This window comes from Bacillus sp. FSL W8-0920 (genome assembly GCF_038593215.1).
Classification (GTDB): domain Bacteria; phylum Bacillota; class Bacilli; order Bacillales; family Bacillaceae; genus Bacillus; species Bacillus pumilus.
The window spans coordinates 2,511,793-2,535,033 of sequence record NZ_CP151974.1 but is presented as its reverse complement, the minus strand read 5'-3'; the positions used below and the strand labels follow the sequence as shown (position 1 = coordinate 2,535,033).

Sequence of the window (23,241 nt, the reverse complement as noted above, 5' to 3'; positions counted from 1 at the left end):
GAGTCAAATGGTAAAAGTATATTATAACGGTGATATTCAAGAAAACGTATTAAATGGTCAAAAGGTTGCCATCATTGGATATGGATCACAAGGTCATGCACATGCATTGAACTTAAAAGAAAGCGGCGTAGATGTCATCGTCGGCGTGAGAAAAGGCGGATCTTATACAAAAGCACAAGAAGACGGCCATCAAGTATTCACAGTAAAAGAAGCGGCAGCACAAGCAGACATCGTCATGGTACTACTTCCAGATGAGCAGCAAAAGAAAGTATATGACGAAGAAATCAAAGATCAATTAGAAGCAGGCAACTCACTTGTATTCGCACACGGATTCAACGTACATTTCCATCAAATCGTTCCTCCAAGTGACGTAGATGTGTATCTTGTGGCTCCAAAAGGTCCAGGACATCTTGTGAGAAGAACATATGAGCAAGGCGCTGGTGTACCTGCACTATTTGCCATCTATCAAGATGTATCTGGTCAAGCGAAAGATAAAGCACTTGCTTATGCAAAAGCAATTGGTGGAGCAAGAGCGGGCGTTCTTGAAACAACATTTAAAGAAGAAACGGAAACGGATCTATTCGGTGAGCAAGCAGTCCTTTGCGGGGGTCTTACTTCACTAGTGAAAGCAGGATTTGAAACATTAACAGAAGCAGGTTATCAGCCAGAGCTTGCATACTTCGAGTGTCTACATGAACTGAAACTGATCGTTGACCTTATGTACGAAGAAGGATTAGAAGGCATGAGATATTCAATCTCTGATACAGCACAATGGGGTGACTTCGTATCAGGACCACGCGTTGTGGATGCAAACGTAAAAGAATCGATGAAAGCCGTCTTGACTGATATCCAAAACGGAACATTTGCAAAAGAATGGATTGTTGAAAACCAAGTGAATCGTCCACGTTTCAATGCGATCAATGCTAATGAAAATGAGCACCAAATTGAAATCGTTGGAAGAAAGCTTCGTGAAATGATGCCTTTCGTCAAACAAGGAAAGAAAAAGGAAGCGGTGAGCGTCGGTGCGGAAAATTAATTTTTTTGACACAACACTTCGAGATGGAGAGCAATCACCAGGAGTGAACTTAAATGCACAAGAAAAGCTAATCATTGCAAAGCAGCTTGAGCGCCTTGGGGTTAATATCATTGAAGCGGGTTTTCCCGCTTCATCCCGAGGGGATTTCTTAGGCGTACAAGAAATTGCTAGAACGATCAAAAATTGTTCAGTTGCTGGTCTTGCGAGATGTGTAAAAGGTGACATTGATGCTGCATGGGAAGCGTTAAAAGATGGAGTGGAACCAAGAATTCATATCTTTATCGCTACTTCTGATATTCACTTGGAGCATAAACTAAAGAAAACACGTGAAGAGGTCGTAGAACAGGCTGTCTCCATGGTGAAATACGCGAAGGAACGTTTTCCAGTTGTCCAGTGGTCAGCAGAAGATGCATGTCGTACAGATCTTGCTTTCTTAGCAGAAATTGTAGAGAAGGTCATTGACGCTGGAGCGAGTGTCATTAACTTGCCAGATACAGTTGGATACTTAGCGCCAAAAGAGTATGGCAATATCTTTAAATATATGAAGGAACACGTTCCAAATATCGACCGCGTCAACTTGTCTGCTCACTGTCATGATGATCTAGGGATGGCTGTAGCAAACTCACTTGCAGCCATTGAAAATGGAGCAGATCAAATTGAAACGGCTGTCAACGGAATTGGCGAGCGCGCTGGAAATGCTGCTTTAGAAGAAATTGCAGTCGCTCTTCATATTCGAAAAGACTTCTACCAGGTCGAATCAACGATTCAATTGAATGAAATTAAGCGTACAAGTGATGTAGTGAGCAAATACTCAGGCATGATTGTACCGCGCAATAAAGCTGTCGTTGGTAACAACGCTTTTGCACATGAATCAGGTATTCACCAAGACGGTTTCCTCAAAGAAAAAACAACCTATGAAATCATTTCTCCAGAGCTTGTCGGCGTGACAACAGATGTGCTTGTCCTCGGGAAACACTCCGGAAGACATGCGTTTAAAGACCGCATGAAAACACTAGGCTTTAAACTAACAGAAGAAGAAATCAATAAGTTCTTCGAAACCTTCAAGAATTTGACGGAGAAGAAAAAAGAAATCACAGATGATGATTTGATTTCTATTATATTGGAAGAAAAAGTAGCAGACCGAAAAATTGGCTACGAATTTGAAAGTCTTCAAGTGCATTATGGAACAGAACAAATGCCAACAGCAACAGTTTCTCTGAAAAACCAAGAAACGCAAGAAGTCATTCAAGAAGCAGCTACAGGCGCAGGCAGTGTAGAAGCTGTGTACAACACGCTGGAGCGCTGTATGGAGGAAAGAATTCATTTGCTAGACTACCGTATTCAATCAAATGGAAAAGGCAGAGATGCACTAGCGGAAGTATATGTGAATGTTTCAATAGAAGGAAAAGAAACAGCTGGACGCGGTGTAGCGCAAGATGTGCTGGAAGCATCGGCGAAAGCCTACGTCAATGCAGTAAACAGGCATTTAATCTTTAAATCAAATCTCATTGAAATTGAGAAACATCACGCGATCTCATAGGAAAGGAGGTAGGTCCTCATGAAAAAGAAAATTGCACTTTTGCCCGGCGATGGAATCGGACCGGAAGTTGTGACATCAGCGGTCGCTGTCCTCAAAGAGACAGCGGCTCAATTTAGGCACGAATTCGAATTCGAAACGGCGCTCATTGGTGGTATCGCAATAGATGAAAAAAACAATCCGCTCCCAAAAGAAACGGTTGATGTCTGCAAGAGCGCGGATGCGATTTTATTAGGAGCAGTCGGCGGACCAAAATGGGATCAAAACCCACCAGAGCTTCGTCCGGAAAAAGGCTTGCTCGCCATTCGTAAACAATTGAACTTATTTGCTAATATTCGTCCTGTCAAAGTGTTCGATAGCTTAAGCGAGGCGTCACCGTTAAAACAGGATCACATTAACGGAGTCGATTTTGTCATCGTTCGTGAATTAACAGGTGGTCTCTATTTTGGTGAACCAAGCGAGCGCTATACAGATGAAGAAGGAAAAGAAGCTGCGGTTGATACGCTTCTTTATACAAAGGAAGAGATTGTCCGTGTACTAAAAGAAGCATTCGACATGGCGTTAACGAGACGGAAAAAAGTAACGTCTGTGGATAAAGCGAATGTTCTGGCTTCTAGTAAACTATGGCGGGATGCGGTAGAAGAAGTGGCTTCTCAATATCCAGACGTTGAATTTGAGCACATGCTCGTTGATAATGCCGCCATGCAGCTGATTTATAAGCCTGCACAATTTGATGTCATTGTGACAGAGAATATGTTTGGTGACATCTTAAGTGACGAGGCTTCAATGATTACTGGATCACTCGGTATGTTGCCATCTGCTAGTCTATCAAGCACCGGCCTTCATTTATATGAGCCGATTCATGGATCAGCACCCGATATTGCGGGGCAAAACGTCGCAAACCCTCTGGCAACTATTTTGTCGGCAGCAAGCTTGCTTAGAACATCCTTTGCATTAGAAGATGAAGCGGCTGCCATAGAAGAAGCTGTTGAAGCTGTTCTTGCCTCTGGCAAAAGAACAAAGGATTTATCTGCAAAAGAGGGAACGTATCAAACAACTGAAGACATCACTCATGCAGTTGTAGACGCACTCAAGCAGCGCGCGAAAACAATTGTATAAATAGAATCTTGTGGAATTAGGTAGAGGGAGGAAAAGGGTTATGCCTCGAACAATCATCGAAAAAATATGGGATCAGCACGTTGTCAAAAGCGGCGAGGGGAAACCAGACCTTTTATATATTGATCTGCACTTGGTGCATGAAGTGACATCGCCTCAAGCGTTTGAAGGATTAAGACAAAAAGGGCGCAAGGTGAGAAGACCTCAAAATACGTTTGCGACGATGGATCACAACATCCCGACTGTGAATCGATTTGTGATCAAAGATGAGGTTGCTAAAAAACAAGTGAGTGCTCTAGAGCGCAACTGTGCTGAATTTGGTGTCCGTCTAGCTGACCTTCACAGTGTAGACCAAGGAATCGTCCATGTCGTTGGACCAGAGCTTGGTTTGACACTTCCGGGAAAAACAATCGTTTGCGGAGATAGTCATACATCCACTCATGGCGCATTTGGCGCACTTGCTTTTGGCATCGGTACAAGTGAGGTTGAACATGTACTATCCACACAAACACTTTGGCAGCAGCGTCCGAAAACATTAGAAATTAGAGTAGACGGAAAGCTGCAAAAAGGGGTAACGGCCAAAGATGTCATTTTAGCAGTCATTGGTGCGCATGGCGTGAAGTTTGGATCAGGTTATGTCATTGAATACACTGGGGAAGTATTCAGAAACATGACGATGGATGAACGTATGACCGTTTGTAATATGTCGATTGAAGCAGGCGCAAGAGCAGGATTGATTGCACCTGATGAAGTCACCTTTGAATATTGCCGCGGCCGCAAATATGCACCGCAGGGAGAAGACTTCGAAGCAGCGATTAAAGAATGGGAAGAACTTAAAACAGATCCGGGTGCAACCTATGATAAAACGATTGTTTTAGATGGGAATGAGATTTCACCAATGGTCACATGGGGAATTAACCCAGGAATGGTGCTGCCTGTAGATGCATCCATCCCAGGACCTGAAGATTTTGCGCAAGAGGATGACCAAAAGGAAGCGATTCGTGCGTACGAATACATGGGGGTTCATCCGCATCAGCGTATTGAAGATATTACGATTGAGCATGTGTTTATTGGCTCATGTACGAACTCAAGAATGACTGATTTACGCCAAGCAGCTTCTATGATAGAAGGACAAAAGGTAGCTGATCATGTCAGAGCGATTGTCGTGCCTGGCTCTCAAAGCGTCAAATTGCAAGCAGAAGAAGAAGGTCTTCATGAAATCTTCCTTGAAGCAGGATTTGAATGGAGAGAATCTGGCTGCAGTATGTGTCTCAGCATGAATAACGATGTGGTACCAGAAGGTGAACGCTGCGCATCCACATCAAACCGTAACTTTGAGGGTCGTCAAGGAAAAGGTGCGAGAACGCATCTTGTCAGCCCGGCAATGGCCGCAATGGCTGCAATACATGGCCGGTTTGTCGATGTCAGGAAGTTTAATCAAGAGAAAACAGTCGTGTAAGGAGTTGTCATAGATGGAGCCTTTAGTCACACACAAAGGAAAAGCCGCTGTGCTTAACCGTATCAACGTAGATACAGATCAAATTATTCCGAAGCAATTTTTGAAGAGAATTGAACGAACAGGATATGGCCGGTTTGCCTTTTTCGACTGGCGGTATTTAGCCGATGGCAGCCCAAATCCTGATTTCGAACTGAATCAGCCGATTTATGAAGGTTCATCCATTTTGATCGCAGGAGAAAACTTTGGCTGCGGATCATCAAGGGAACATGCTCCTTGGGCACTTGATGATTATGGTTTCAAAATTGTCATCGCACCATCATTCGCAGATATTTTTCACCAAAACTGTTTTAAAAATGGGATGCTTCCGATTCGTCTTGATTATGATGTGTGGAAAACATTTGCTGCGTCATATGAGAACAAAGGGTATGAGATGACGGTTGATCTTGAAAAACAGCAAATAGAAGATCACGAAGGGAATATCACTCCTTTTGATGTGGATCCTCACTGGAGAGAAATGCTCCTGAATGGCTATGATGAAATCTCATTAACTTTACTACTAGAAGATGACATTCAAGCATTTGAAGATAAGCGCAGCAGCTGGCTGCGTGCGTAAACAACAAGAAGCCGTCCGCCCGAGGTGTGACGGCTTCTTTTTTGCATGAAAACCTCTCGTTACTTGTGTTTACTAACCTTCGTTGGTAAACTGATAAAAAATATGCGCCCGAAAGGAACGTAAGCATGAAACATGACAAGAAGAAAGATAATGTCATTTTGTTTCCTGGTCTGAAAGAAAGACTGATTGAAAAAGGAATGGCAGCATTAAAAGATAAACAGTATCAAGAGGCACTTCACTTGTTTTCAGAAGCAAAATCTTATGATGACGATGAAGAATCCGATATTCATCTCGGTATGGCGATTTGTTTTCTGGAGCTGGGCGAGCTGCAGGATGCAAAGCGTGTGTGTGAAAAGATGCTGCATGAAGGATATGGTCATTACTTCACCGTGCTTCAAGTGTATATGACAATCTTAATTCAGCTGAAAGAATATGAAGAAGTGAAGCAGACAATTGAAGCAGTACTTGAGGAAAACCACCTTCCAGCAGAAAGCGCGGAGCATTTTTACAAGCTGCTCGAATTTAGTAGAAAAATGATCGAATCGCCTGAACAGATTTTAGATGAAGATGAAGAGGACGGCAGTGAAATCAATATAGATGATCTGCTCGAGCGTCCAGAGGAGCAGGTGCAGTTCATCCATTCGCTGAAAGACCGAAACATCACGCCGCACATGGGTCTATTAAATACGATCCTACAAAAGCCTGATGGAAACCCTTTGGTCAAATCATTGATTCTGCAGCTTCTGTCAGATCATGATGTGGCAAAGCCGGTTCATGTGACGAAGTTCGGTGATTCTTTAACGCTTGTTCCTTCTGAGGCTGTTAAACCAGAGCAAATGCCGCTGCTTCAGCAAGTCCTTCGAAAGCTCGATGACACACTCGGCAATGAGAACCCAACCCTTTACCAAGGCGTGGAAGAGTTATGGCGCCGGCACTTATTTGTACTATATCCATTTCTTCCTAAATACACAGATCCGAATCTTTGGGCAGCAGCACTTCATAAAGTCGGCTATGAAATGCATGGGATCGAGATTGACCTCGAAGAATTGCATCTATTGTATGAATTTGATGAACGAGAGCTGAGAGAAGCTTGCACAATGCTGAAAGATATTGAAGAAATTTCTTATTTGTAATTTGTCGATTTAGTTGAAAGACGGACTTGTTATGTTATAATATAATGGTTGTATTTGTGCATATATCGTGCAGTTGTCGATTCCAATGGTTGAAAGACGATATGTATAATCAAGTCAAATGTTGTATACATAATACCGCTTCTTTAGCGGCGTGCGTGGTTTTTAATTGGACGAAGTCTTTATGATGCTTTAGAATGTAACAACGCACAATCTGAATAGATTTTTGGAGGGAAACACACATGTCAGTAAAATGGGAAAAACAAGAAGGTAACGAAGGCATCTTAACGGTAGAAGTTGATGCTGAAACATTTAACAAAGCACTTGATGATGCGTTTAAGAAAGTTGTTAAGCAAGTATCGATCCCTGGATTCCGTAAAGGGAAAGTACCACGTGGTCTTTTCGAACAGCGTTTTGGTGTAGAATCTCTTTATCAAGATGCATTAGATATTCTTCTTCCAGTTGAGTATCCAAAAGCAATCGACGAAGCTGGTATCGAGCCAGTTGACCGCCCTGAAATCGATGTTGAGAAAATCGAAAAAGGCGAAAGCTTAATCTTCACTGCAAAAGTAACAGTGAAGCCTGAAGTGAAACTTGGTGACTACAAAGGTCTTAACGTAGAAAAAGACGATGCTACTGTCACTGATGAAGATGTACAAGAAGAGTTAAAAGGTATGCAAAACCGTCAAGCTGAGCTTGTTGTCAAAGAAGAAGGCGCAATCGAAAACGGCGATACAGTTGTTCTTGATTTCGAAGGATTCGTTGATGGAGAAGCATTCGAAGGCGGAAAAGCTGAGAACTACTCTCTTGAAGTAGGGTCTAATTCATTCATCCCTGGTTTTGAAGAGCAGTTAGTTGGTCTTGAAACTGGAGCTGAAAAAGACGTAGAAGTCACTTTCCCAGAAGAATACCATGCTGAAGACCTTGCAGGTAAACCAGCTGTATTCAAAGTGAAAATTCACGAAATCAAAGCAAAAGAACTTCCAGCACTTGACGATGAGTTCGCGAAAGATGTTGATGAAGAAGTAGAAACTCTTGCTGAACTAACTGAAAAAACAAAGAAACGTCTTGAAGAAGCGAAAGAAAACGAAGCAGAAGGTAAACTTCGTGAAGAGCTAGTTGAGAAAGCTTCTGAAAATGCGGAAGTTGACATTCCACAAGCGATGGTTGACACAGAGCTAGACCGTATGATGAAAGAATTCGAACAACGCCTTCAAATGCAAGGAATGAACCTTGAGCTTTACTTCCAATTCTCAGGACAAGATGAAAATGCGCTGAAAGAGCAAATGAAAGAAGATGCTGCTAAACGCGTAAAATCTAACCTAACACTTGAAGCAATTGCTGCTGCAGAAAACGTACAAGTGTCTGATGAAGAAGTAGAAGAAGAGCTTTCAAAAATGGCTGAAGCATACAACATGCCAATTGAAAATATTAAACAAGCGATCGGATCTACTGACGCAATGAAAGAAGATCTAAAAGTTCGTAAAGCAATTGATTTTCTTGTAGAAAACCGTTAATATGGTGCATAATAATAAAACAGGGCGCGAGTGACTCGTGCCTTGTTTTGTACAATTTTTGACTTATCATCGCTTCTTTTGGAAACGATAGTGTAAGTCGCATCTTTCTGTTATACATATCTCGATGTGCAGTGTTAGAAACACATCATTACCGTCTTTTAGGAAAGTATGGTAAAATGCATACATACTGGACCCAGAAAGGTAGCTGACTGTTAGCTACAGGCAAGTGAAGAAGAATAAGGGGTGAAAGAATGTTTAAATTCAACGAGGAAAAAGGTCAATTAAAATGCTCGTTTTGCGGAAAAACGCAAGATCAAGTGCGTAAACTGGTCGCAGGACCTGGCGTATATATATGTGATGAATGTATCGAGCTTTGCACGGAAATAGTTGAAGAAGAGCTCGGCACTGAGGAAGAAGTTGAATTCAAGGATGTTCCGAAGCCTCATGAAATTCGGGAGATTCTTGATGAATATGTCATCGGCCAAGAAAATGCGAAGAAATCCTTAGCTGTAGCTGTTTATAATCACTACAAACGGATCAATTCCAACAGCAAGATTGATGATGTTGAGCTTTCGAAAAGTAATATCTCTATGATTGGGCCAACAGGAAGCGGTAAAACATTACTTGCTCAAACGCTTGCTCGTATTTTAAATGTGCCATTTGCGATTGCAGATGCAACATCTTTAACTGAAGCAGGTTATGTTGGTGAAGACGTAGAGAATATTTTACTAAAGCTGATCCAAGCAGCCGATTATGATGTAGAAAAAGCAGAAAAAGGTATTATCTACATCGATGAAATCGATAAAGTAGCAAGAAAATCAGAAAACCCTTCTATCACTCGTGATGTATCTGGGGAAGGTGTTCAGCAAGCACTATTGAAAATTCTTGAAGGAACTGTCGCTAGTGTACCGCCTCAAGGTGGACGTAAGCATCCTCATCAAGAATTCATTCAAATCGATACAACAAATATCCTCTTTATTTGTGGTGGAGCCTTTGACGGCATTGAGCAAATCATCAAACGCCGCTTAGGTCAAAAAGTCATTGGATTCGGTGCGGAAAATAAAATCGAAGATCTTGAAAAAGAAGTTCTTTTATCAAAAGTACTCCCAGAAGACTTGCTTCGCTTCGGTTTAATCCCAGAATTCATCGGCCGCTTGCCGGTTATTGCAAGCCTAGAGCCGTTAGATGAAAAAGCACTTGTAGAGATCTTGACGAAGCCTAAAAATGCACTCGTTAAGCAGTATACAAAAATGCTTGAGCTTGATGATGTAGAGCTAGAATTTGAAGAAGATGCTCTTAGCGAAATTGCGAAAAAAGCAATTGAGCGTAAAACAGGAGCTCGTGGTCTACGTTCAATCATTGAAGGCATCATGCTTGATGTGATGTTTGACCTTCCATCACGTGATGATATTGAAAAATGTGTCATCACTGGTGCAACAGTTGCTGATGGCGTGTCGCCGCGTCTTGTGTTAAAGGACGGCACAGTCGTTAATAAAGATACGAAAACATCTGCATAAGAGTAGTCTCACTCCTGAATCCTTTTGATTCAGGAGTTTTTTATTTATCGTGGAAGTTGTGTTTATTCCGTCCAGCTCTAGGAAATACTAGCAGACAGAAACCAATACATACGATAGATGAAGGAGGGAGCACCGATTGAGCTGGACAGGAATCGTTTTATTCATACAACTGTTCTTTGGTATCGTCATCGGGCTGTACTTTTGGAACTTACTGCGAAATCAGCGCACACAAAAGGTGACGATAGACAAAGAGTCAAAGAAAGAAATGGAGGCACTCAGAAAGATGCGGTCAATCAAGCTGAGTGAACCTTTATCAGAGAGAGTCCGGCCAAAGGGGTTTCAGGATATTGTAGGGCAGGAAGACGGCATTCGTGCACTAAAAGCGGCACTATGCGGGCCGAACCCACAGCATGTCATCGTCTACGGACCACCGGGAGTCGGTAAAACAGCCGCTGCCCGTCTTGTGATGGAAGAAGCGAAGCGTCACGCTGATTCTCCTTTTAAAAAAGATGCGGTCTTTGTAGAGCTCGATGCCACAACCGCGAGATTCGATGAACGAGGCATTGCAGATCCGCTTATTGGTTCCGTGCATGACCCAATTTACCAAGGGGCTGGAGCAATGGGGCAAGCAGGCATTCCGCAGCCAAAACAAGGAGCCGTCACACATGCTCATGGCGGGGTTCTGTTTATCGATGAAATTGGCGAACTGCATCCGATCCAAATGAACAAAATGCTCAAAGTGCTGGAAGATCGGAAAGTCTTTTTAGACAGTGCCTACTACAGTGAAGAAAATACCCAAATCCCGAATCACATTCATGATATTTTCCAAAATGGACTTCCGGCCGATTTTCGATTGATAGGTGCCACGACAAGAACACCTGACGAAATTCCACCAGCGATCCGGTCAAGATGTCTCGAAATTTTCTTTAAAGACCTTGACCAGCATGAACTGAAAATCGTCGCTGCCAAGGCTGTCCAAAAAATTCAAAAGGAATTAAGTGATGAAGGGCTGAACCTGTTAACCTCCTATGTGAAAAATGGACGTGAAGCCGTCAACATGGTGCAGATTGCCGCTGGCATGGCGGTCACGGAAAATCGAAAAGACATCACGATCGAAGATGTAGAATGGGTTATTCATTCGAGCCAGCTGACACCAAGATATGAACAAAAAGTACCGGAAAAGCCAAAAGTGGGGGTAGTCAATGGACTGGCTGTTTATGGACCAAACAGCGGTGCCCTGCTTGAGATTGAAGTGAACATCTGTAAGGCGCTTGAAAAAGGCAGTATCAATATTACAGGGATTGCAGAAGAAGAAAGCATTGGCAATCAATCGAAATCCATTAGACGAAAAAGTATGGCCAAAGGGTCAGTTGAAAATGTATTAACGGTACTTCGAAATTTAGGCATTCGGACAAATGAATATGACATCCATATTAATTTTCCAGGCGGTGCCCCTATTGATGGGCCGTCTGCTGGGATTGCCATGGCGACCGCAATCTTCTCAGCCATACATCAAATCCCGATTGATCATCTGACAGCCATGACGGGTGAAATCGGATTGCAAGGTCAGGTGAAGCCGATCGGTGGTGTGATACCGAAGATAAAGGCAGCGAAGCAGGCTGGTGCCACAACCGTCATTATTCCTTATGACAACCAGCAGTCGATCTTAAAAGAGATTGAAGGGGTCACCATTGTGCCTGTGAAGCACTTCCAAGAAGTGCTGGATCAGTGTTTGGTTAACCCGCCAGACGAGAAGAAAGATGGACTAGAAGAAGAAATGAAAAGAAAATCTGTTTAATCCCCATCACATATGGGGATTTTTTAGTGAAATAGATCTTTTTTTCTTTTTCAAGATAAAAAGAAAGGGTATACTACGGTAAGATCAACATTTCTCAAGTCTTTTACATTGTACAAGACTGAAACAGGTATATTATAATGATTCATACTAGTGACGGAGGTGTCAATCAACATGGCAGATGAAATCAAAAAGAATGTTCCGCTCCTTCCATTGCGAGGTTTGCTTGTTTATCCAACAATGGTCTTGCATTTGGACGTTGGACGCGAAAAGTCTGTTCAAGCATTAGAACAGGCGATGATGAACGATCATATGATTTTTCTAGCTACACAGCGGGAAATTTCAATAGATGAACCAGGTGAAGAGGAAATTTTCAAAGTCGGCACCTACACAAAAATTAAACAAATGCTGAAGCTGCCAAATGGAACGATTCGTGTACTCGTTGAAGGCCTAAATCGAGCGCAGATCGAATCATATGTCGAGCTGGAGGACTATACGTCCGTCGACATTAAAGAATTGACAGAAGAAGAATTAAAGGACGCAGAAGCAGAAGCCCTCATGCGTACATTGTTAGATCACTTTGATCAATACATAAAAATTTCAAAAAAAATCTCAGCTGAAACATATGCAACAGTGACGGACATTGAAGAACCGGGGAGAATGGCAGATATCGTTGCTTCTCACCTGCCGCTTAAATTAAAGGACAAACAAGAAGTACTGGAAACAGTAGATGTCAAAAAACGGCTGAATCGGGTCATCAGCTTAATTCACAATGAAAAAGAAGTGCTCGAGATTGAAAAGAAAATCGGGCAGCGCGTGAAACGTTCAATGGAACGAACGCAAAAAGAATATTATTTACGTGAACAAATGAAAGCCATTCAAAAAGAGCTTGGAGACAAAGAAGGGAAAACGGGCGAAGTCAGTTCTTTAATGTCTAAAATCGAAGAGTCGAGCATGCCGGATTCTGTTCGTGAAACGGCGCTAAAAGAATTGAATCGTTATGAAAAAATTCCTTCAAGCTCTGCTGAGAGCTCTGTGATTCGAAATTATATTGATTGGCTGATCGGCCTCCCGTGGGGCATCTATACAGAAGATCGTCTCGATTTAAAGCTTGCAAGTGAAATTTTAGATGATGAGCATCACGGGCTGGAAAAGGTCAAAGAACGGGTGCTTGAATATCTTGCTGTACAGAAGCTGACCAATTCATTAAAAGGACCGATTCTTTGCTTAGCAGGACCTCCTGGCGTAGGGAAAACGTCACTTGCCAAATCGATTGCCAAATCACTTGACCGAAAGTTTATCCGTATCTCCCTTGGCGGTGTGCGTGATGAGTCTGAGATTCGTGGACATAGAAGAACGTATGTAGGTGCGATGCCAGGCCGTATCATTCGCGGAATGAGCAAGGCAGGAACGATGAATCCGGTCTTCCTTTTAGATGAAATTGATAAAATGTCCTCTGATTTTAGAGGCGATCCATCTTCTGCGATGCTCGAAGTCTTAGATCCAGAGCAAAATCATAACTTCAGCGATCACTATATTGAAGAAACATTTGATTTGTCTCAGGTGCTATTTATTGCCACTGCCAACAATTTAGCAACCATTCCAGGTCCACTTCGTGATAGAATGGAGATTATCACGATTGCAGGGTATACAGAGGTTGAAAAAGCAGAAATTGTGAAAGATCACCTTCTGCCGAAGCAGCTAAAGGAGCACGGATTAAAGAAAGGGAACTTGCAGCTCCGTGAAGCAGCGATTTATGATACGATTCGCTATTACACAAGAGAAGCGGGTGTTCGTGGATTAGAGCGTCAGCTTGCGGCGATATGCCGTAAAGCAGCAAGAGCGATTGTGGCTGAAGACCGCAAACGCATCACAGTGACGGAAAAGAACTTATCTGAATTTCTCGGAAAAAGACTTTACCGTTATGGTCAGGCTGAAACGACAGACCAAGTGGGGGTTGTCACAGGACTTGCGTATACCACTGTTGGCGGAGACACCTTGTCGATTGAGGTATCACTTTCTCCGGGTAAAGGCAAGCTGTTGTTAACAGGTAAGCTTGGTGATGTCATGAGAGAATCTGCACAGGCGGCATTCAGTTATATTCGTTCGAAAGCAGATGAACTGAACATTGATCCTAATTTTAATGAAAAGCATGATATTCATATCCATGTTCCAGAGGGTGCGGTTCCAAAGGACGGGCCATCAGCTGGTATCACCATTGCGACGGCTCTTGTATCAGCCCTCACAGGACGACCTGTGTCAAAAGAGGTTGGTATGACAGGAGAGATCACGTTAAGAGGAAGAGTGCTTCCAATTGGCGGACTAAAAGAAAAAGCATTAGGCGCACATCGTGCAGGACTGAAAACCATTATTCTTCCAAAGGACAATGAGAAGGATATTGATGATATTCCTGAAAGTGTGAGAGAAGGACTAACCTTTATTCCGGTCTCGCATTTAGATGAGGTGCTTGAGAAAGCGTTGGTAGGAGAGGGAAGATGAAAGTAACAAAATCAGATATCGTCATTAGTGCGGTAAAACCAGAGCAGTACCCAAGCGGGGGACTGCCTGAAATCGCTCTTGCTGGACGATCAAATGTTGGGAAGTCCTCGTTCATCAACTCATTGATTAATCGTAAAAATTTAGCACGTACGTCTTCTAAACCAGGTAAGACTCAAACGCTTAATTTCTACATTATTAATGATATGCTCCATTTTGTGGACGTTCCAGGTTACGGCTTTGCTAAAGTATCAAAGACAGAGCGTGAAGCCTGGGGTAGAATGATCGAAACGTATATTACAATGCGTGAAGAATTAAAAGCAGTCGTCCAAATTGTGGACCTGCGTCATAAGCCATCAGTAGATGATGTGAACATGTATGAATTCCTGAAATATTACGGCGTTCCCGTGATCGTCATCGCAACAAAGGCGGACAAAATTCCAAAAGGCAAATGGGAAAAACATGCGAAAGTCGTCAAACAGACACTCGACATTGCCCCATCAGATGAACTAGTCCTATTCTCTTCTGAAACAAAAAAGGGAAAAGACGAGGCCTGGAATGCCATCCTTGCGAAGATTAATAACTAAAAAAAGGCATCTGTCATGAGCAGATGCCTTTTTATTGTATAAGTTATTTCCTTTTTAAAAATAATAAGAGGAGACTGACAGCAATCAGTACATAAGGCCAGTACAATTCAAAACCGGAAGTAGGGATCGAAAGGGAACTTAGCTGCTTTGTAATTTGCTGAAAGAAATAAAGGAACAGACCGAGTGCAATGAGAACAACACTTTCAATGCGATATTCTTTTTTCTGAGATGATTTCACAAAAAGAGCAAGTCCAACGATGAATACGATCATCGTAAATGTGTCTGGCCAGTAGTCCAATTTTGGCTGAAGAATAAAGTGTAGCGAAAGGCCCGTCATCAGCATACCGATAAACACATGAGCGCTTTCTTGCTCCTTCTTTCCTTGATATAAGAAAGCAAGGCCAAAAAGCAGTACGAGTGTATACCATTTCTCTTGATCCTTCCAAATGTCAAATTGACCTCCTGAGAGAATGGCATATAGCGCTACAGCCAGCAAAGTGAGCGGTAGCAAAATGGATTTCTTCTTCAAAGATGTCACCTTCTTTTAAGCAGATCATTTGTCCGCACGCGCCAAATCTGGTAAATTGCTTGAAGTGATGATATGGCATAATGAGTGTCGAACATTTTTCTACTATATCACAACATTTTTGAAATCTGTTCACAATTTTCATCCAGTTAAAAATGAATATATGTTATAATCACTATAAATAATAAATTCTATATTGTAATTATTATAAATTAGACAGGGCGTTGGGGGTGCAAGCTGAAGTTATGCATATTCTTGTTGTGGGTTTAGATTATAAAACAGCCCCTGTTGAGATACGGGAACAGCTGAGCTTTGAACCGAGCGAGCTCGGAACAGCGATGTCCAAGCTTAAAGAAGAAAAAAGCATTCTAGAGAATATCGTCATCTCAACATGTAATCGAACAGAGATCTACGCAGTGGTAGATCAGCTTCATACTGGACGGTTTTATATAAAAAGATTTTTAGCTGATTGGTTCGGTTTAGAAAAGGAAGATGTCTCGCCGTATTTGAAGTTCTATGAAAATGATGGAGCGGTCGAGCATTTATTCCGTGTGGCCTGTGGACTTGATTCCATGGTGATTGGCGAAACACAAATACTTGGTCAAGTGCGCTCTAGCTTTAAAGTAGCACAAGAGGAGAAGACCATTGGTACCGTTTTCAATTATTTATTCAAACAGGCGGTCACCGTTGCAAAACGGTCTCATGCGGAAACAGACATTGCGTCTAATGCCGTGTCTGTCAGCTATGCAGCTGTCGAGCTTGCGAAAAAAATCTTTGGACGTCTTTCTGATAAACATGTCCTGATTCTTGGTGCGGGTAAAATGGGCGAACTAGCGGCTCAAAACCTTCAAGGTCAAGGGATTGGTCAAGTAACGGTTATCAATCGAACGTATGAGAAAGCAAAAGAATTGGCGGGCCGTTTTTCAGGAGAGCCTAAAAGCTTAAACCAATTGGAAAAAACATTATCCGAAGCGGACATTTTAATTAGCTCCACTGGTGCGAAACAATTTGTCATTACAAAAGAAATGGTCGAAAGTGCAAATAAAAAGCGGAAGGGCAGACCTCTATTTATGGTGGATATTGCTGTGCCCCGTGATTTAGATCCAGCCATTTCTGAAGTAGAAGGTGCTTTTTTGTATGACATTGATGACCTTGAGGGCATCGTGGCAGCTAACTTAAAAGAACGCCGTGCGGTGGCTGAGCAGGTTGAGCTCCTCATTGAAGCAGAAATTGTGGAATTTAAGCAATGGCTGAATACGCTTGGTGTGGTTCCTGTCATTTCTGCACTTAGAGAAAAGGCGCTGACGATTCAAGCGGATACGATGCAGAGTATTGAGCGAAAGCTTCCGAATCTCACACACCGTGAAATGAAGCTATTAAATAAACATACGAAAAGCATTATCAATCAAATGCTGAAAGATCCTATCTTAAAGGCAAAAGAAATTGCCGCGGAGCCGAATGCAGAGGAAAAACTTTTACTCTTCAAAGAAATCTTTGATTTACAGGTTGAAGATGAAGAGCAAAGGGCGGAGCCGATGCAGGTGGAGCAAGGGTCATTTCAGCTGTTTAAACCAAATATGGCACAAGGCCTTGCTACAGTTGCCAGTGAGTGATTAAGCGATGATGGAATCCATTGTAGCGAGACTAGGCGAAGCGACGACCTTGATCTATGCACTAAGTGTCTTGTTCTATTTCATAGATTTTCTTCAACACAACCGGAAGGCTGGAAAAATGGCTTTCTGGTTGCTTTCTATTGTCTGGCTGCTGCAAACAGTCTACATGTTCTATATTATGATGGAAACAGACCGATTCCCTGTGTTGAATGTAGCAGAGGGGTTATATTTTTATACATGGGTGCTTGTGACACTTTCACTTGTTCTCACAAAAGTACTGCGTGTTGAATTTATCGTCTTTTTTACAAATGTCATCGGTTTTTCCTTGATGGCGATTCACACCTTTACACCATCGGATCTCCACTCAGCAGAACTAACGGGGAAACTGACGAGTGAATTGCTAGTGATCCATATTACGATGGCGATTTTATCATACGGCGCCTTTTCGCTTTCATTTGCTTTCTCTCTTCTCTATCTCTTTCAATATCGTTTGCTGAAAAAGAAAAAATGGGGAAAATGGCTTCTAAGAATTGAAGATTTATCGAAGCTTGATCATATGGCATACGTATTAAACATTATTGGCGTGCCGATGCTCTTACTTAGTTTGATTCTTGGCATCATTTGGGCATATATTTCGTATGATACGTTGTACTGGACAGATACAAAGGTGCTTGGTTCGTTTATTATGCTGTTTTTATATGGTGTTTACTTATATATCAGATTGGTGAGAAATATGCAGGGCAAAGTCGTGGCACTGTGGAATGTCGGTTCATTCCTTGTGCTGATGATCAATTATTTTCTGCTTGGTAGCTTATCAACCTTTCATTGGTTTCAATAAATAATGATGAGTCTTAAGGGCATTGTCGGGAGGAAGACGAATTGCGTACAATTAAAGTAGGTTCTAGAAGAAGTAAGCTTGCAATTACACAAACAAAATGGGTCATTCAAAAGCTGTCTGAACTAAACCCTTCTTATTCTTTTGAAATAAAAGAGATTGTGACAAAGGGTGATCAAATTTTAGATGTGACCTTATCAAAGGTTGGCGGAAAAGGACTGTTTGTCAAAGAAATTGAACAGGCGATGCTAAATCACGACATCGATATGGCCGTTCACAGTATGAAGGATATGCCGGCTGCTCTTCCTGAAGGATTAGTCATTGGCTGTATTCCTGAGCGTGAAGATGTAAGGGACGCTCTTATATCGAAGGATCATCTGCGTCTTCACGAGCTGCCGAAGGGTGCTATTGTGGGAACGAGCAGCTTACGGCGCAGTGCCCAGCTTCTTCAGGAAAGACCAGATCTGAACATTAAATGGATTCGAGGAAACATTGATACAAGATTGGAAAAGTTGAAAAATGAAGAATATGATGCCATTATTCTAGCGGCTGCCGGTCTGTCCAGAATGGGCTGGAGCAAAGAGGTCGTGTCTGAATTTTTATCTCCTGAGACTTGCCTGCCCGCAGTTGGCCAAGGCGCTTTGTCAATTGAGTGCCGCGGAGATGATGAAGAGCTATTGCAGCTCCTCGCTCAATTTACGAATGAATACACAAAGAAAACGGTTCTCGCTGAACGAGCCTTCCTCAAACAAATGGATGGCAGCTGTCAGGTACCGATCGCTGGCTATGCAACGATAAATGAGCGCGATGAAATTGAACTGACGGGTCTTGTGGCATCTGCTGACGGACACACGATTATTCGAGAAACTGTATCAGGCTCTGACCCTGAGGCAATTGGAACAGCATGCGCGAAGCAGATGGCTGATAAGGGAGCAAAGGATTTAATCGACAAGGTGAAAAAGGATCTGTCCTCCCAATGACCATAGGCCAATCGCTTCACGGACAGACGGTGCTTGTCACTCGAAATGAACGTCAAGCGGGTGTGTTTCAGCAGAAGATTGAAGAGCTGAACGGCCATGCTGTTTTAACCTCTCTTATTCGGTTTGAGCCTACGCTCACAAATGAAAAAGCGCAGGCCTTTTTAAAGGACTTAGAAAATAGCCAATGGCTTGTTTTCACGAGTGTAAATGGGGCGTCTTTTTTTCTGAGCTACATAGAAGACCATCATTTACATAAGAGTTTATCCCATTTGAAAGTGGCTGCGGTAGGTGAGAAAACCTCTGCCTATCTTGAGCAGCACGGCTTGAAGGTGGATGTCGTACCAGAACGATTCATAGCGGAAGAGCTCGCAGATGCGCTGCTTGACCATGTGCGTCCGGGAGAGCGTGTGTTTGTAGCAAAAGGACACCTGTCTCGAGATGTCGTGAAGAAAACGCTTGTTCCACTTGGCATAGAAGTAAAGGAATGGATTTTATATGAAACGGTCAAGGATGAGGAAGGAATTGCCGCTCTCAAAACGGCAATGACGAAGCAATCATTTGATTTTATTACATTTACGAGCTCATCCACTGTCCATTCATTTATGCATGCCATGGAGGCAGATGCAGCGAAGCTAGCTGCTTCTGACACCTGTTTTGTGACGATCGGTCCTCTGACAAAAGAGGCGCTGCTTCAATACGGGATTTCTTCTGAAACCCCAGATACTTATACGATAGACGGAATGCTTGAATTGATGTGCCGTTTATCTGAAAGGAAGTTGAACCAATGATGAAATTTAACAGACACCGCAGACTGCGGACAAGTGCAGGAATGAGAGAATTAGTCAGAGAAACCTTTTTAAGACCATCTGATTTCATTTATCCGATCTTTTTTGTAGAGGGAGAAAATGTAAGAAAAGAAGTCTCTTCAATGCCGGGTGTTTATCACATTTCAGTGGACCTTGTAAAAGAAGAAGTCCAAGAGCTTGTCGACCTAGGCATCAAATCAATTATTGTATTTGGTGTTCCAGATCATAAAGACCATGTGGGCAGTGAGGCGTATCACGATCATGGCATTGTTCAAAGAGCAACGCTTGAGATCAAAAAGCATTTCCCAAAGCTTGTGGTCATTGCAGACACTTGCTTATGCCAATATACAGATCACGGACACTGCGGAATCGTTGAAGATGGAGAAATTTTAAATGATGAATCTCTTCAGCTATTAGCGAAAACTGCTGTTAGCCAAGCGCGCGCAGGTGCAGATATCATTGCTCCTTCCAATATGATGGATGGATTTGTTATTGCCATTCGTGAGGCGCTTGATGAAGCTGGCTTTATTCATGTACCTGTCATGTCATATGCTGTGAAATATGCAAGTGCGTTTTACGGTCCGTTTCGTGACGCGGCGCATAGCACACCGCAGTTTGGAGATCGTAAAACATACCAAATGGACCCTGCAAACCGTTTAGAGGCACTAAGAGAAGCGCAATCTGACGTAGAAGAGGGAGCTGACTTCCTCATTGTGAAACCATCTCTTTCTTATTTAGACATTATGCGTGATGTGAAAAATGAATTTACACTCCCTATTGTTGCTTACAATGTGAGCGGAGAATATGCAATGGTCAAAGCCGCTGCTCAAAATGGGTGGATTTCTGAAAAAGAGCTTGTTCTTGAAATGCTGACAAGCATGAAACGTGCAGGAGCAGAACTCATCATTACGTATCATGCAAAAGATGCAGCAAAATGGCTCTCAGAATAAAGAACGGATAGACAGGAGGACGTTGAAATGGGACGTAGCTATGAAAAATCAAAGCAAGCATTTGAAGAAGCGCAGCATTTAATGCCTGGTGGTGTCAACAGCCCTGTACGTGCATTTAAATCAGTGAACACAGACCCGATTTTTATGGAACGAGGCAAAGGCGCCAAAATCTATGATATTGATGGAAATGAATACATCGATTATGTCTTATCGTGGGGACCGCTTATTTTAGGTCATACGAATGACCGTGTGGTTGAAAGCATTCAGCGAGTGGCAGAAAAGGGGACAAGCTTTGGTGCTTCGACATTAGTTGAAAATGAATTAGCTAAGCTTGTATCAGAGCGGGTTCCTTCTATCGAAGTCATTCGTATGGTCAGCTCTGGTACAGAGGCAACCATGAGTGCACTTCGTCTGGCTCGAGGCTTTACAGGCAGAAATAAAATTGTGAAATTTGAAGGCTGCTATCATGGCCACGGTGATTCTTTGCTCATTAAAGCAGGTTCAGGTGTCGCAACGCTAGGGCTTCCAGATAGCCCAGGGGTACCTGAAGGAACTGCAAGCAACACGATCACAGTGCCCTACAATGATTTAGAAAGCATTCAAGTTGCCTTTCAGGAATTTGGAGACGATATTGCAGGTGTCATTGTCGAGCCGGTTGCAGGAAATATGGGGGTTGTCCCTCCGCAAGACGGTTTCTTACAAGGGCTGAGAGACATCACAGAGCAATACGGAGCTTTACTCATTTTTGATGAGGTCATGACCGGCTTCCGTGTGGATTATCACTGCGCGCAAGGCTACTTTGGCATCACACCTGATCTGACGTGTCTTGGTAAAGTGATCGGAGGTGGTCTTCCGGTCGGCGCTTATGGCGGAAGAGCGGATATTATGAGACAAATTGCGCCAAGCGGTCCAATTTATCAAGCAGGAACGTTATCTGGTAACCCACTTGCGATGACAGCAGGCTTAGAAACCTTAAAACAGCTGACACCTGAGTCTTATGAAGAGTTTAGACGAAAAGGAGACCGGCTGGAAGAAGGCATTTCAAATGCGGCGAAAGCACATGGAATTCCATTAACGTTTAACCGTGCGGGTTCGATGATTGGATTCTTCTTTACAAATGAAGAAGTGGTTAATTATGACAAAGCCAAAACAGCTGATCTCGCTTTATTTGCTGAATTTTACAAGGAAATGGCCGACCACGGCATCTTCCTTCCCCCTTCTCAATTCGAAGGACTATTCCTGTCAACAGCTCACACAGATGAAGACATCGAATATACGATTGAGACAGTGGAAAAAGTATTTCAAAAACTACGTCGATAAACGAAAGCCGATATGGAGATATATCGGCTTTTTTGTGTTGCTGAAAACCAATCATATTTTCACTGCCCCTCACATACATCTGTATTGACATCTAATTTTATTTTGAAGGATTAGATGAAAGGAGGACACCGACTTGTCTCAAAACAATCGATTACAGTTTTCAGTAGAAGAATCCATCTATTTCAAAAGCGGACAGGAAGTCAGTGAGCTGCTGTCTATTTCTCTCGATCCTGACATTCTCGTTCAAGAAGTGAATGATTATGTTTCGATTAGAGGTTCACTCGAGCTAACAGGAGAATACAACATAAATCAAGAGGAGCTATTGGGTGAATTGAGTTCCTATGCATCATACAGAGAAGCTGATGAGGTGAAGGTCAGAGAAGACGGGACGGCGGAGCTTCTGCATCAATTCCCAGTCGATATCACGATTCCTAAAAACAAAATCAGTCATTTAAATGATGTGTTTGTGTTTATTGATGCGTTTGATTACCAGCTGACAGAAAATCGTTTGCTCACCATTCAAGCTGATCTGGCGATTGAGGGTCTATTAGACGAGGAAATGCCTCAAGCGCCTGTAGAGGAGCCGTATGAATTTGTTCATCGTTCTGAAGAAGAATATGGCGACGTGACCTACGATTATCAGCTGCAGCCAGAAGATGAAGAGCAAGAAGAGCTACAAGACTATGAACGTGAGATTGATGAGGATCAGGCTGTATTACAGCATGACACGCGCGCCGAAGAAGAAAAGCAGGAAGAAGAAATTGAGATAGAGCTGGTGAGTAGGGAAGAAGAAACCGAAGAACTGGAAGAACGGGAGGAAACGGAGAGCCAAGAAGAAGTGACGCTTGGTTATCGCTCCTTACCAGAAGCTCAGGTGCAAGAACCACCATTTTTTGAACCGCCTAAGCTCTTAGAAGAAGAGAAACGGGAGGATACATTCTTTGAGGTGGAAGTGAGAAAAGATCCCGAAGCAGCTGAAGAGCTGGAAGAAACGGTTCAGCCGTATCCAGTATTTGAATCACCGGCTTATCACGTGGAAGAGGAGCAAGAAGCGCAGGATGACACGTACCAGCTCGGACGGTTATATGAACGAGAAGCGCCAAAAGTATATGAGTCAGCTCAAGAAGAAGAGGAGTTTGAAGAAGATGTGAGAGAAACGTCTGGCAGTGAAAACTCTCTTTATTTAACAAAGCTGTTTGCTAAGCAGGAGGAGGAAGATTTTTCTCGCATGAAAATATGTATAGTTCAGCAAGAAGATACGGTCGATCGTATTTGTGAGCGATATCAGTTGAATGTGCAGCAGCTTCTTCGCACAAACTCATTATCGGTGGATGCGGAGCTTGAAGAAGGGCAGATTCTTTATATTCCTGAATATCAAAAAAGCAATGCCTAACAAGAGATGACCGAT

At 42.7% G+C, this 23,241-nt stretch carries 19 protein-coding genes; 18 read left to right on the top strand and 1 reads right to left on the bottom strand.

Features of this window, described 5'->3' with window-relative positions; genetic code table 11:
• Window positions 1-7: 7 nt before the first annotated feature.
• The 11 genes from ilvC to yihA all read left to right on the top strand — a co-directional run bounded on the left by ilvC (window position 8) and on the right by yihA (window position 14,803).
• Window positions 8-1,036: a ketol-acid reductoisomerase gene (gene ilvC / locus NSS78_RS12840; RefSeq protein ID WP_003216490.1), complete on the top strand. Its 1,029-nt coding sequence runs from the start codon at window positions 8-10 to the stop codon at window positions 1,034-1,036.
• The gene (locus NSS78_RS12835) at window positions 1,023-2,576 is read left to right on the top strand and encodes a 2-isopropylmalate synthase (RefSeq protein WP_309217058.1); all 1,554 of its coding nucleotides are present in this window, start codon (window positions 1,023-1,025) and stop codon (window positions 2,574-2,576) included. The genes ilvC and NSS78_RS12835 overlap by 14 nt, the downstream gene beginning before the upstream one ends.
• Window positions 2,577-2,594: 18 nt before the next feature.
• Window positions 2,595-3,692 carry a 3-isopropylmalate dehydrogenase gene (leuB, locus tag NSS78_RS12830; RefSeq protein ID WP_309217056.1) on the top strand — a complete coding sequence of 366 codons (1,098 nt, stop codon included), beginning with the start codon at window positions 2,595-2,597 and terminating at the stop codon, window positions 3,690-3,692.
• Between the two features lie 40 nt (window positions 3,693-3,732).
• Window positions 3,733-5,148, top strand: coding sequence for a 3-isopropylmalate dehydratase large subunit (gene leuC / locus NSS78_RS12825; protein WP_050943637.1), 1,416 nt, complete (start codon window positions 3,733-3,735; stop codon window positions 5,146-5,148).
• A gap of 13 nt (window positions 5,149-5,161) precedes the next feature.
• The gene (leuD, locus tag NSS78_RS12820) at window positions 5,162-5,761 is read left to right on the top strand and encodes a 3-isopropylmalate dehydratase small subunit (RefSeq protein ID WP_003216415.1); all 600 of its coding nucleotides are present in this window, start codon (window positions 5,162-5,164) and stop codon (window positions 5,759-5,761) included.
• Between the two features lie 125 nt (window positions 5,762-5,886).
• Complete coding sequence (ddcA, locus tag NSS78_RS12815) at window positions 5,887-6,894, top strand: DNA damage checkpoint antagonist DdcA (protein WP_050943638.1); 1,008 nt, start codon at window positions 5,887-5,889, stop codon at window positions 6,892-6,894.
• Between the two features lie 239 nt (window positions 6,895-7,133).
• The gene (gene tig / locus NSS78_RS12810) at window positions 7,134-8,408 is read left to right on the top strand and encodes a trigger factor (RefSeq protein WP_226803790.1); all 1,275 of its coding nucleotides are present in this window, start codon (window positions 7,134-7,136) and stop codon (window positions 8,406-8,408) included.
• Window positions 8,409-8,659: 251 nt separating this feature from the next.
• Window positions 8,660-9,925: an ATP-dependent protease ATP-binding subunit ClpX gene (gene clpX / locus NSS78_RS12805; RefSeq protein ID WP_003216176.1), complete on the top strand. Its 1,266-nt coding sequence runs from the start codon at window positions 8,660-8,662 to the stop codon at window positions 9,923-9,925.
• 136 nt (window positions 9,926-10,061) lie between these two features.
• Window positions 10,062-11,723 (top strand): ATP-dependent protease LonB, encoded by a 1,662-nt coding sequence (lonB, locus tag NSS78_RS12800; protein ID WP_003216675.1) that lies wholly within the window; start codon window positions 10,062-10,064, stop codon window positions 11,721-11,723.
• A gap of 171 nt (window positions 11,724-11,894) precedes the next feature.
• Window positions 11,895-14,219 carry an endopeptidase La gene (lon, locus tag NSS78_RS12795; RefSeq protein ID WP_003216539.1) on the top strand — a complete coding sequence of 775 codons (2,325 nt, stop codon included), beginning with the start codon at window positions 11,895-11,897 and terminating at the stop codon, window positions 14,217-14,219.
• Window positions 14,216-14,803: a ribosome biogenesis GTP-binding protein YihA/YsxC gene (gene yihA, locus NSS78_RS12790; RefSeq protein ID WP_003216344.1), complete on the top strand. Its 588-nt coding sequence runs from the start codon at window positions 14,216-14,218 to the stop codon at window positions 14,801-14,803. Before lon ends, yihA begins: the two co-directional genes overlap by 4 nt.
• A 43-nt stretch (window positions 14,804-14,846) precedes the next feature.
• Here yihA and NSS78_RS12785 read toward each other — a convergent pair whose 3' ends face one another.
• The gene (locus NSS78_RS12785) at window positions 14,847-15,332 is read right to left on the bottom strand and encodes a hypothetical protein (RefSeq protein ID WP_044139987.1); all 486 of its coding nucleotides are present in this window, start codon (window positions 15,330-15,332) and stop codon (window positions 14,847-14,849) included.
• A 242-nt stretch (window positions 15,333-15,574) separates the two neighbouring features.
• Between NSS78_RS12785 and hemA the strand changes: the two genes are divergently transcribed.
• The 7 genes from hemA (at window position 15,575) to NSS78_RS12750 (ending at window position 23,226) form a co-directional block, all read left to right on the top strand.
• Complete coding sequence (gene hemA / locus NSS78_RS12780) at window positions 15,575-16,942, top strand: glutamyl-tRNA reductase (RefSeq protein WP_050943640.1); 1,368 nt, start codon at window positions 15,575-15,577, stop codon at window positions 16,940-16,942.
• A 7-nt stretch (window positions 16,943-16,949) separates the two neighbouring features.
• Complete coding sequence (locus tag NSS78_RS12775; protein ID WP_050943641.1) at window positions 16,950-17,780, top strand: cytochrome c biogenesis protein; 831 nt, start codon at window positions 16,950-16,952, stop codon at window positions 17,778-17,780.
• A 41-nt stretch (window positions 17,781-17,821) separates the two neighbouring features.
• Window positions 17,822-18,757 (top strand): hydroxymethylbilane synthase, encoded by a 936-nt coding sequence (hemC, locus tag NSS78_RS12770; RefSeq protein ID WP_003216588.1) that lies wholly within the window; start codon window positions 17,822-17,824, stop codon window positions 18,755-18,757.
• Window positions 18,754-19,545, top strand: a complete 792-nt coding sequence (locus NSS78_RS12765; RefSeq protein WP_003216187.1) for a uroporphyrinogen-III synthase — start codon at window positions 18,754-18,756, stop codon at window positions 19,543-19,545. The genes hemC and NSS78_RS12765 overlap by 4 nt, the downstream gene beginning before the upstream one ends.
• The gene (gene hemB / locus NSS78_RS12760) at window positions 19,542-20,513 is read left to right on the top strand and encodes a porphobilinogen synthase (protein WP_327839436.1); all 972 of its coding nucleotides are present in this window, start codon (window positions 19,542-19,544) and stop codon (window positions 20,511-20,513) included. Before NSS78_RS12765 ends, hemB begins: the two co-directional genes overlap by 4 nt.
• A 27-nt stretch (window positions 20,514-20,540) precedes the next feature.
• Complete coding sequence (gene hemL, locus NSS78_RS12755; protein ID WP_003216796.1) at window positions 20,541-21,833, top strand: glutamate-1-semialdehyde 2,1-aminomutase; 1,293 nt, start codon at window positions 20,541-20,543, stop codon at window positions 21,831-21,833.
• 133 nt (window positions 21,834-21,966) lie between these two features.
• A complete protein-coding gene (locus NSS78_RS12750; protein ID WP_212046185.1) occupies window positions 21,967-23,226 on the top strand; it encodes a LysM peptidoglycan-binding domain-containing protein in 1,260 nt (419 codons plus the stop codon).
• Window positions 23,227-23,241 lie beyond the last annotated feature (15 nt).